1 protein-coding gene is annotated in these 829 nt (G+C 54.9%); it reads right to left on the minus strand.

Annotated elements, in window-relative coordinates:
* Positions 1–829 (minus strand): AMP-binding protein (locus EC604_RS29450; protein WP_151458142.1); only part of this gene is annotated, 829 nt, incomplete at both ends.

The following is an 829-nucleotide window of genomic DNA, read 5'->3' on the forward strand; positions in this document are numbered from 1 at the left end:
CCACGGCTTCGCGTACGCCTTTCACCTGTAGCAACTTCGCTTCGACTTCGCCCGTCTCAATCCGGTAGCCCCGAATTTTAGCCTGATTGTCGATTCGACCAATGAAGTCCACATTGCCGTCTTCCGTCCACCGCGCCAAGTCTCCCGTGCGATACAACCGCTCACCCGCGGCAAACGGGCTGTCTACGAACTTCTCTTCCGTCAATTCTGGACGGTTCAAGTATCCGCGCGAGACCCCAACTCCGCCGATAACCAGTTCGCCCAGCACCCCGACAGGCACGGGATTCAAATGTGCATCCACAATGTAAAACTTCGCATTTAGCCACGCTTTGCCGATAGGCACATGCCCTGTCTCCGGAAGCACTTCCAGTGGCTCGTCGTAGAAACTGGAGTCGATCGCTGCTTCCGTTACACCGTAAGCGTTGATGATACGGAACAATGATCCGAAGCGTTCCTGCAAGGTACGATAATCGGCGACGCTGCAGCTGTCCGAACTAGTGATGAGTAACTCCATCTGACTCATATCCAGCTCTTGCTCATGCACATATTCCATAAACGGCACAATCAGCGCTGGCGTCGATTCAAATATAGTCACTTGCTCCTGCTCGATCCAATGGTGCAGACGAGACGGATCGATCCGGTCATCCTTCGGCACGATCACCATCGTTCCTCCGTTGTACAGCGTGCGTGCGATATCGCCCACGAATACGTCAAACGAGAAGCTGGCCAGCTGCAATAGCCGCACCGGGAACTGATCCAAACGATATTCCCGTCGGTATCCTGCCGCCGTATTGACCAGGCTGCGGTGCTCGATCATGACGCCTTTGGG

The organism is Paenibacillus amylolyticus, from assembly GCF_003719335.1.
Taxonomy (GTDB): domain Bacteria; phylum Bacillota; class Bacilli; order Paenibacillales; family Paenibacillaceae; genus Paenibacillus; species Paenibacillus amylolyticus_D.